This is a genomic window from Eubacterium ramulus (assembly GCF_003122485.1).
In the GTDB taxonomy this organism is placed as follows: Bacteria; Bacillota; Clostridia; order Lachnospirales; family Lachnospiraceae; genus Eubacterium_I; species Eubacterium_I ramulus_A.
This window is the reverse complement of sequence record NZ_JRFU01000174.1, coordinates 22,710-31,510: the sequence shown is the minus strand read 5'-3', so window position 1 is coordinate 31,510 and position 8,801 is coordinate 22,710. Positions and strand designations below refer to the sequence as shown.

At 40.2% G+C, this 8,801-nt stretch carries 11 protein-coding genes; 1 reads left to right on the top strand and 10 read right to left on the bottom strand.

Annotation, left to right across the window (positions count from 1 at the left end; translation table 11 throughout):
• The 3 genes from LG34_RS14405 to LG34_RS14395 form a co-directional block, all read right to left on the bottom strand.
• Positions 1-237, bottom strand: coding sequence for a hypothetical protein (locus LG34_RS14405; protein ID WP_109216675.1), 237 nt, complete (start codon positions 235-237; stop codon positions 1-3).
• Between the two features lie 118 nt (positions 238-355).
• Positions 356-739: a zinc ribbon domain-containing protein gene (locus LG34_RS14400; protein WP_109216674.1), complete on the bottom strand. Its 384-nt coding sequence runs from the start codon at positions 737-739 to the stop codon at positions 356-358.
• A 16-nt stretch (positions 740-755) separates the two neighbouring features.
• On the bottom strand, positions 756-1,025 hold the full coding sequence (locus LG34_RS14395) for a hypothetical protein (RefSeq protein WP_109216673.1): 270 nt from the start codon (positions 1,023-1,025) through the stop codon (positions 756-758).
• A 270-nt stretch (positions 1,026-1,295) separates the two neighbouring features.
• Here LG34_RS14395 and LG34_RS14390 point away from each other — a divergent pair, with 270 nt between their 5' ends.
• The gene (locus LG34_RS14390; protein ID WP_109216672.1) at positions 1,296-2,456 is read left to right on the top strand and encodes a M20 family metallopeptidase; all 1,161 of its coding nucleotides are present in this window, start codon (positions 1,296-1,298) and stop codon (positions 2,454-2,456) included.
• A 302-nt stretch (positions 2,457-2,758) separates the two neighbouring features.
• Here the strand turns inward: LG34_RS14390 and LG34_RS14385 are convergent, their stop codons facing one another.
• From LG34_RS14385 to LG34_RS14355, 7 genes are all read right to left on the bottom strand, one after another.
• Positions 2,759-3,877 (bottom strand): ATP-binding protein, encoded by a 1,119-nt coding sequence (locus LG34_RS14385; protein WP_109216671.1) that lies wholly within the window; start codon positions 3,875-3,877, stop codon positions 2,759-2,761.
• 12 nt (positions 3,878-3,889) lie between these two features.
• On the bottom strand, positions 3,890-4,456 hold the full coding sequence (locus LG34_RS14380; RefSeq protein ID WP_146190240.1) for a hypothetical protein: 567 nt from the start codon (positions 4,454-4,456) through the stop codon (positions 3,890-3,892).
• A 254-nt stretch (positions 4,457-4,710) separates the two neighbouring features.
• Entirely contained in the window at positions 4,711-5,181 is a 471-nt protein-coding gene (locus LG34_RS14375; RefSeq protein ID WP_109216677.1) for a low molecular weight protein-tyrosine-phosphatase, read from the bottom strand.
• A 146-nt stretch (positions 5,182-5,327) separates the two neighbouring features.
• Positions 5,328-6,560 carry a site-specific integrase gene (locus tag LG34_RS14370; RefSeq protein ID WP_109216669.1) on the bottom strand — a complete coding sequence of 411 codons (1,233 nt, stop codon included), beginning with the start codon at positions 6,558-6,560 and terminating at the stop codon, positions 5,328-5,330.
• A gap of 134 nt (positions 6,561-6,694) precedes the next feature.
• The gene (locus LG34_RS14365) at positions 6,695-6,904 is read right to left on the bottom strand and encodes a MerR family transcriptional regulator (protein WP_004844954.1); all 210 of its coding nucleotides are present in this window, start codon (positions 6,902-6,904) and stop codon (positions 6,695-6,697) included.
• Positions 6,901-7,716, bottom strand: a complete 816-nt coding sequence (locus tag LG34_RS14360; protein ID WP_109216668.1) for an ATP-binding protein — start codon at positions 7,714-7,716, stop codon at positions 6,901-6,903. The genes LG34_RS14365 and LG34_RS14360 overlap by 4 nt, the downstream gene beginning before the upstream one ends.
• Complete coding sequence (locus LG34_RS14355) at positions 7,716-8,243, bottom strand: replication initiator protein A (protein WP_055218792.1); 528 nt, start codon at positions 8,241-8,243, stop codon at positions 7,716-7,718. Before LG34_RS14355 ends, LG34_RS14360 begins: the two co-directional genes overlap by 1 nt.
• Positions 8,244-8,801 lie beyond the last annotated feature (558 nt).

Sequence of the window (8,801 nt, the reverse complement as noted above, 5' to 3'; positions counted from 1 at the left end):
TTATTGCTTTTCGCAATTGAAGCAGGGGACTTCCTTGATTTGGTTAAAATCTTTATCCGAAACATCCCACATACTGCCCTCGTCCAGTCCCTGTTCGGTGAGCCATTCGTCTTCGACCTCCAGTCGACGTGTCTCACCCTTTTCATTTTCTAATATAACTAGACATTTTAATTTTTCTCCCGGCAACCGTTCTTCACAGCCAAAGTCCGCCTCTGCGATCTGTTTGATTTTCCACATACAAATGCTCCTTATTGTCTCTTATAAAATCATACATTCAAAAATTTCATCCGCATTACACTATATTCGTTCCAAGTAAGGACATAATTTCCGCTATAATCACGCAGCACAATTCCCGTTACAACCGCATACCGCATTTCGGGCAAAACACAAAGTCTTCAGTTGTCTCATACCCACAATTCGTGCAACGCTTATAACCACCATAGTGATACCCCGATCTACCATTTTCAACTTTTTGCAAATGTTCCGGTAAGATCCGCACATCTTCGCCACGCTCGATTCTTCGACCGATTTCCCTATCCAATTCATACAGGGTGTGACAACAACTGGTCTGCACATAATAGTGTCTGTTCCATTTGAAACACGGAATAAAAAACAGTGACAATACGGTGTATGTCATAAATACCTGAAACCGTCCGTATCGTCCACACACACTACAGATTTCGGTCTGATTATAATCCAGATTTTTTCTTCCGTCCGTGATTCCCATCATAAAAAACATTTCTCAATCTCCTACTTTAAATCCACTCGTAGTCGCCGCCAGTTACTGCTAATGAAAGTAACGCATCCATACGCTCCACATTTTCTGCACCTTCTACTACTTCCAGCAGTTTTGCCGTCTCTTTTGCCACCGGCATTTCTTCATCCGGTCCGATCTCCATATCCGGTTCTTCTCCACAATACGGGCACACCAGCTTTGGTCCGATCTTCAGAGATAAAAATCTGTTTGCGCATTCTTCACATTCATAAAATCCGCACATTTCTGTGCCATCTGGTACATAATACATTCCATTCAACCTCTATTCTTACTATCTTATTTCTGCCGGGCAGATATATTCGCGGCAAAGTTTTGTCCATTTGCAACTATTCTATCACACCAGACTTTTTATAGCAAAAAATTTATGGCACATACAAGTAATGAATGTTATAATAATCTATATTTTAGATCATTTAATCTAATTTCGATTAGTTTTTATTCAGGCTTTCGATACATAGATTCGAAAACTTGATTCAAAATATTTTATACTTTTTCGAACTTTTAAAGGGGGTTTTATAATATGTCTCTGCAATCCCGCGCAGTTACAATGACAAAACAAATGATTCAGATTGAAAGTACCGATCCGGGTACTTATGAAAATGCGATGGCAGACTGGATCACCACACAGCTTGCGCCATATCCCAATGTCCGATTATCCCGTCAGGAAGTACTTCCCGGTCGCCCAAATCTCATAGCTGAGCTGACCGGTGATCCATCTCTGCCTGCACTGGTGATGATCTGTCACATGGATACGGTTGTCGTAGGCGATGGATGGACGCTGCCACCTTTTGATGCCATTGAAAAAGATGGAAAAATTTATGGGCGTGGCGCCTGTGACATGAAATCCGGTCTTGCCTGTTGCCTTTCTGCATTTCAATATGCCGCAGAAACACTTCAAACATCCGGTAAAACACCAAAGCAGACGCTAAAACTAATCTGTTCCATGGACGAAGAGGATTTCATGCGTGGTTCCGAAGCGTGTATACAAGCTGGCTGGGTTACAGACCACGACTGGGTGATTGATGCTGAACCGACCAATGGACAGATTCAGATGGCACACAAAGGCCGCACCTGGTATGAAATTGATGTGCAGGGACACACTGCCCATGCAAGCACGCCATGGAAAGGTGCCGATGCCATTGCCGCCATGGCAGAGATTATTCGTGAAATCCGACATGCGATTCTGTACGCACCGGTTCACCCTGATATGGGAAGTTCCACGGTCACTTTCGGGCAGATCACCGGCGGTTATCGTCCCTATGTTGTGCCAGATCACTGTAAAGTCTGGATTGACATGCGTCTGGTTCCACCCTTGAATACAGAAAAAACAAATGCCATCGTGGAAGCTGCCATTGAACACGCGGAACAGTCTGTCAGTGGGATTTCCGCAACCTATAAAATCACCGGCGACCGACCACCGATTGAACAGAATCCGACTTCTCCGCTTCTGGAAAATTTAAAACTGTCCTGTCAGGAAGTCACTGGAGAAGTTCCACAGGTCAGCTGTTTTACCGGTTACACAGATACTGCTGTCATTGCCGGACAACTCCACAACCGTAACTGTATGTCCTATGGTCCGGGTTGTCTCGAAGCAGCTCACCAACCGGATGAATGGGTTGTCATTGATGATATTTTACGCTGTGAACAGGTATATCAGCAGCTTGTAAAAAGCACAATTTAATAACAGGTATACCAGCAGCTTGTAAAAACACGATTTTATAAAGTCAATTTAGGGCATACAAAAAATGTATCTTTTTCAAAAAGTTTTCTATATAGAAAATAATCCAAGTTCTCTCTATAAAATAACAAACCTCAGATATCACGCCTTCTTTTTTCGTAATATCTGAGGTTATATATTGCTTTTATCCAAGAATGTTCTCAGCACTTTTACTGTAACATGCACAGCATACAGCATTTAATCCAATTTTTCTTTGTATCTCTGCAAATCTGACTTTCAGTTCATGTAAATTTAATCTGACTCTGTTACTGTTCTTTTCTCAGCAATTTTGTAATCGTCTGGATCATCGTTTTCATATTCAGCGGTTTTGTCAGATGTGCATTCATGCCTGCCTCCTGACTTTTCTTTCTGTCTTCCATGAAAGCATTTGCTGTCAGGGCAATGATCGGCACAGTTTCCGCATCCGGTCGCTCCAGTGCGCGAATTGCCTTCGCTGCTTCCATACCATTCATAACCGGCATCATAATATCCATCAAAATGACATCAAAACTTTCCTGCGGATATGTCGCAAACACATCAACTGCTTCCTGACCGTTATGTGCACAGGTTACTTTTGCTCCCTGTTCCTGAAGCAGTTCTGCAATGATCTCAATATTCAGGGCATTATCCTCAACAAGTAAAATATTTACTCCCTGAATCCCTGTTTCCGCATTTATCTCCGTCCTGTCGCTGACTTCTTCTTTCGGTGCAATTTCAAACGGCAGTATTACACGGAAAGTCGATTCTTCCTCCACTTTACTGGTTACTTCAATAGTTCCACCCATTTTGTCCACTAGCGATTTTACAATCGCCATGCCAAGCCCGGTTCCATGGTAAACGCTTCGCGCATCTACTTTTTCCTGTGCGAAAGGATCAAACAAATGCTTCAGAAATTCTGGTTTCATACCAATACCGGTATCCTGAATCGTGCAGCTGTACCAGATCCGATTTCCTTCCTGCTTTTCTGTTTCCATTTTGCATGAAATCGTTCCACCCGGTCGATTATATTTCACCGCATTATTCAAAATATTTACAAATATCTGCCGCACATGTAGCGGACTTCCGTATACGTATGGATGCAGTATATTCATGCTGCAATCCGAATGCTGCAAAGTGATACCTGTCTCCTTTGCATGAATCTCCGTCAGTGCCAGAATATCACCTGCCAGTTCGCACAGGTCAAATGCTTCATGTGTAAACTCCACTTTATCATCTTCCAGCTTGCTCATATTCAAAACATCGTTGATCAGTGATAACAGATGATTTGCTGCAACTCTTGCATTTTTCCGGTACTGTAGCAATAATTCCTGATTTTGCAGATTACCGTCTTCCAGATCCAGATAGCCGATAATACCATTTAACGGCGTGCGGATATCATGGGACATTCTGGAAAGGAATTATCCTTTGGCAGCTTTGATATACCGCCCTTCCTCTGCATCTTCAACACTTCCCAAGGTACCATCATTCCAGGAATCCAGCAAAACATCTCCGGTGCCACGCTCAAACAGCATAATATCCGGTTTCAGATTATAGGATACCGACAAAAAATTATCCGCGAATGCCGCCAGATCAATGACGGAAGATAAAATACCAATACAAGTTCCATTTTCATCAAAAATACTGTTTGACAGCATAATGATCTGTGTCTCCTGATCAACCAATGTCGTTCTGCGCTCAGAAACAGTAAAATTTTTACTTACCCGGTCCTCAAACGAATACAATGGTCCCAGTTCCGTCACCTCACCGGTACTTTTGATCACAGTTTCATCCGGCAGACATACTTCCCAATGTGCATAACTCTGGTTGGCGCTGGATGCCTTCAAAATTTCTATGATCTGATCATGGTTCGCATCCGGTTGTTTCAGCCAATCTTTCAGCAGATAGGATGCCGACTCCAGATGCTCCTGCTCATTTTTCATCTCATTTGTGATCATCTGCCCAATCTGTTCTCTGGAATCATTCAAAATGCTGAAACACTGTTGGATCGCATTCTTCTGTACAAAGGTCGTGTACTTAAAAAGAACACATGTGATCAGAAGAATCAGAACTGCCGCCATTTCAATATAAAAATATTTTTTCTTATGCAGTCTTTTTTCATGATTATCCTATTTCACATGCGTTTACAGTTTATTGTTATATCATGTGCAAATTCAGCACATGATTCAATTCGATGTTGTCAATCATACCAGTATGTTGACTCGTCTGCGCTTATTATATTTTAACATTTATGATCATAGTATGCAATTGTCTCTGACAACAATCCCTGACATCCTTCTAAAACATCATCATATGTTTCATCAAAATTTCCTGTATACCACGGATCTGCAATATCACCCTTGCGATCTGTAAAATCCAGTAAAAGATGTACTTTGTGATCCGGATCACCATGGACAAATCGTTCCATATTGCGTAAATTGTATCGTTCCATGGCAATGATGTAATCGTAATAACGATAGTCCGCACTGGTCATCTGAACCGCATATTTCCCATCTACAGAAATGCCGTATTGTTTTAATTTATTGCGGGTTCCACGGTGTACCGGGTTGCCGATTTCTTCTCTGCTGGTTGCCGCAGAGGCAATTTCAAACTGGTCTGCAAGACCGGCTTTTTTTACTAGGTCTTTCATTACAAATTCTGCCATGGGAGAACGGCAGATGTTGCCGTGGCAAATGAATAGTATTTTTATCATTGTTGCATAACCTCGCATTTCTTAGTTTTTCTTGGTTTTTCGGGCTTTGTAAGCCTTTGTGAATTTTTCTTTTCTGGCATAACCTGGTTTATTTTCTCATAATATCGTCCGCAAAAGGTGTAAAATAAGGTGTATGTTTTTCCATTTTACACCTTGCTATTTTCAATTAAAAATCGTAATTGCACAACCTGAATCCGGGCAACTTCTTCCCTGGCATCCTCAAGATTTACGTGCGTATATGTATTCAGCGTTACGCTGATGTCTGAGTGGCCCATCAAATATTGCAATGCTTTTGGATTCATTCCGGATTTTGCCATATTTGAGCAATAGGTATGCCGACATACATGAGGGGTGATGACAGGCATCTGTACTTTGTAAGTATTATTATACTTCTGAATGATGTGTTGAAAATAATGCTCCCAGTGCAGGGAATAACAGATACTTTCATTTTTATCAAAGTATAAGAATCCACTTTTTCCATCTACCATAGGTTCTGCTTTGGGCGGGTTTCGTTTTTCTATAATTTTCCGAAAACATTCCTCTACATCTGCAGTCATAGGTATCTTTCTTGTTCCGCTGGTTGTTTTAGTCTCTTGAATATAATATCCGATTTTTGATTTTTTCTGCAATTGATGATCGATGTTGATCGTATGCTCCTTGAAATCAATATCAGAAATCGTCAAACCACAAAATTCCGAGATGCGAAGGCCTGTTTTAAATAATATGTAAATTCCTTCATAATACCTGCAAAAATGAGGGTCTTCCTTCACAAACCGTAGGAACTTTCGTTCCTCAGCCCTGCTGATTGCCTCTCTTGTCACACTGTCATTCACAACCACTTCCATTAGCTGAAACTGAAATGGATTTTTCCTGATCAGGTCATCATCCACTGCCAACTGAAATGCCGGACGAAGAACTCCTCGGATTGAATGGATGGAACTATAGCTTTTCTTTTCTACCTGCTGAAGATGTATCAGCCAACATTTTGCATCCGAAATCCGAACCGTATCAATCCTTCTTTTTCCAAATGGATCTTTCTTCAATAAATTGATAACTGTTCCGTATCCTGCAACTGTAGTAGGTCTGACACCGGTTTTTGTTGATGTATATTTTTCAACCAGTTCCAGTACCGTCATATTTCCGCCATTTGTTGCAATCTGTTCAAAATGATCTGCCTGGATTTTCTTCTCCATCTCCCGAAGCGATAAAGCCCGGCACTTTCCTTTCGGAGTTGCATCGTTATGGTCTAAGCGCCAGCTATATACGCAGCGCTCCTTTCCCATCTCATCGACATACTTAAATCTATATCTGCCATCAGATAACTGTATTTCTCCATTGTGTAATATACGTCCTCTATGATCTCTCCTTTTTTCACTCATAATATTTCGTCTCCTTCATTAAATGCTCATTTAACTTGGAAGACCGTCTCGGTTTATTCATTATACCACAAGACCTTCTCTTCGCTAAGATAAAATGAACATTATTTTCATTACCATTTCTTCTATTCTGTCACTTAAACTGTACTGGCTGTGTCCAGATAATCTTCAAATAATTTTCTTTTGAACCGGATATGCGAACCAACTTCCAAAATAAAATCTGCTCCTTCATTTTCACCTGCGATTTGTCTCAATCTCTTTTCTCCAATTCCGTAATATTCTGCTGCTTCGGAAACATTTAAAGAATATTTCTTCCAAACAGGTATTGTTTTTTCTGTATGATTCATTCGCATTCCTCCTTCCCTCTGTTTGTGTTCAACAGCGTTTTCGCTTTCTCCATTTTCATACTTGCAATCGCTTCTCGTTTGCTTGTGCCTCCAACATACACGGGTGTACACATTTCTAAAATACGGTCATAGATACGCCTTTTATCCAACATGGTCTCGCTTTTTATTTCTTTCAGCGGAAGATTCGTTGTGATGATCAAAGGTCGTCCCGAACGGATCCTGCGGTCTATGACACTAAAAATAATTCCTAACGCATATTCTGAATTTCGTTCCACTCCAAGATCATCAATAATCAAAAGCTGATAAGACGCCAATGCATTGATATATTCCGTTTTGTCTGCCAGTGGAAATATATCATCAATAATGGTATTGAAATTTGTCATCTTTACCATTACTTCTTGCTTAAGAAGTTCATTGGCAATGCACCCCGCAATAAAACTTTTCCCGGTACCAACCGGTCCCCAGAACAAACAGCCTATATGATTTCTTTTCATTTCCTCCCAGTTATCAACATATTTTTTTGCTCTATGCATTACCGTATCTGACATATCTGCATTCTCAAATGTCCACTCTTCCATTCTGCTCTCGTCAAAACAGATGCTCGTATTTCTGCTGACTAATTCCCGGTGCTCTTTGTCTTTAAAATATTTTTGTTCTTCTTCATACGCTTTTCTGTCACAGGCACATTGCCTGGAATGTTTCTTCATCCCCATAAATCCACCCTCAGGAAAAAATGCTTCTTTCGCTTCCCCACAGACTTTACAGTATTGCAAACCATCACTGCCTACACATACAGTATCTTCTTCTCTCATCACAAACTCTCTCCTTCCCCATAGCAATAATTTACTTCATGATATTTATTTCTTTTATATTTCTCAGTTACTTTACTAGGTGCCACATTTCCGACTCCTGCACAGCCATTTTTACGACCAGATGAAGGTTGCTTTTCCGACTCTGTTGCAACCATCTTTTCAACCGCCTTATTCTCAACCAGCTGTAAACCAATCTCATCAGATGGAATTTTTACATATAAATGATTGGGTTTTGAAAAACCACCAGATCTGCGAACCAATAGTCCCACATCATCTAATTCCTTCAATGCTGTTTTTACAGAAGATTTACATTTGCCGATTTGAGCAGACAATTCCTCTATCGGAAAAATCAGATAAACATTTCCATACTTGTCTATCCAGCTATTCTTTCTCGATATCCGTGCCCGGTCATACAAAATCATATAAAGAAATTTTGCAGTTTGGGAAATGCGCAGTTTGAGCAAAAACTTCGGAAACTGGAAGTACTGAAGCATCTGCTCTGACTCCTTCATGTATTCATATTTCATTCTTTTCTCGCCTCGTTTCTGTTTCTAATTGTTGTAAAAATCATTTTTATACCGGCTCAAAAATGTCCTTACACATATTCAAAAGATGAAGGGCATAAATACAGGTTCTTGATAAAAATTTTTTAAATTTTTCCTGTCCAAAATACCCTTACATAAAACGAAACGCTGAGAGGCATTTTTACAGCCCCCTAATGAAATTTTTTTAATTTTTTTGATTAATTGAATATTTGAAAACAAAAAAACACTCACCTATTCCAGGTGAATGCCTTATCAAAATTTCCTTATTTTGTTGTCTATGACGCTTATTCAGATATGCCTGCATATCTGCTAAAATGTAATTGCCAGCAATTATATTTTCACGTGGGTATGGGGACGTAATCCCCATCAAGTCTGCCACTCGTAAGTAATACAATATTGTCAAAATGACAATACTGTAATACACGGGTGGATCTTGCTCTGGTTGTAACGTATGAATTCATACAATAATAGGCCCAAATGGGCACTTTCACCATTTGAGCCTATATATTATATATGTCTTTCAAATGATAGCTTAAAAAA